Source organism: Streptomyces sp. CO7, assembly GCF_053474865.1.
In genome coordinates, this window is the sequence record NZ_JBRIOU010000002.1 from 1,631,550 (window position 1) to 1,632,694 (window position 1,145).

Sequence of the window (1,145 nt, forward strand, 5' to 3'; positions counted from 1 at the left end):
GCCCCCCAGGGCACCGGCGAACGCCTCACCCCCACGGAGGCGGACCGGCTCCTGCACACCCTCGCCGTCAAGCGCCCCTCCGGCGCGAACGCGGCCACCAGCATCCGCACCGCCGCGGTTGCCGCCCTCGTCGCAGGCACCGGACGCACCGTCCCGGAACTGCACCGGCTGCGCACCGCCGACATCGACCTCCCGCGGCGCCTCGTCCACCTCGACACCGGCCCGGAACCTCTGGACGCCCGCACGGCCGAGATCCTCGGCCGCTGGCTCGACGTCCGCGGCCACATCACCGACCGCCTCGAGGGCAGCGACCCCGGCCACCTGTGGATCCCCACCAAGCCCGGACGCCCCCGCGACGGCGCCCGCGCCGTCAAACCCGGCATCGCCCGCGCCGCCGTCCGCACGCTCCACGCCGCCCACCGCAACCTGGTCCTGCAACTTCTCGGCCGTCCCGTGCGGCCGGGCGCGCTGCTCCCGACGGACTGACCCGGATCGGCTCCAGCCCCTCCCTCCCGAACCGGACCACCGGCTACCGTGCACAGATGAACGCTGCACTGCCCGCCGACGTGACCGAAGCGCTGGACGCCGTACTCGGCCCCGACAACGCCGTCCACGCCGCCTTACGGGCCCAGATACCGCACCTGACCGTCCGCACCCGCTGCACCTGCGGATGCGGCAGCGCCTACTTCCAGCTCGACAGCGAGACCGTGGAACGCGCCCCCACCGGTCCCGGCACGGCGATCGCCGCAGAGGCCCGGTTCGTCATGGAGGACGGAACCTGCCCCGGTGAGGTCCTGCTGTTCGTCCAGGACGGCCGTCTCTCGTGGCTGGAGGTCTGTACCTGGGGCGACGACACCGAGGTCTCGCTCGCGACCACCCTCCACCGATTGCGCCCCGTCCGCTGACCGGCCCGCTCCCCGAGCGAGCGGTCCGGCACCACGGCGAGGGCCGGTCCGACGCGGGGCAGAGACGTCCGACGCGGGGGAGGGCCCTCCTGCGCGACGACAGCCGCCGGACACGGTGGGCGGAGGCCGTCGGACGCGGCGGAGCCCTCATGCGCGCCGAGGCCCGCAACCGCCCTCGGCCGTCCCGCGCCCTCTGAGGCGCTCCCCGGCGGCGTGCCGCACGCCGCCGGGGAGCGCCTC

1 protein-coding gene and 1 pseudogene are annotated in these 1,145 nt (G+C 75.6%); both read left to right on the plus strand.

The window, feature by feature from the left end; all coding sequences use genetic code 11:
- Positions 1 to 486 (plus strand): annotated as a pseudogene (locus ACOV8S_RS09560) (hypothetical protein); the annotation flags it as partial.
- Positions 487 to 542: 56 nt separating this feature from the next.
- Complete coding sequence (locus tag ACOV8S_RS09565; RefSeq protein ID WP_448317277.1) at positions 543 to 905, plus strand: hypothetical protein; 363 nt, start codon at positions 543 to 545, stop codon at positions 903 to 905.
- The last annotated feature ends 240 nt before the right edge of the window (positions 906 to 1,145 follow it).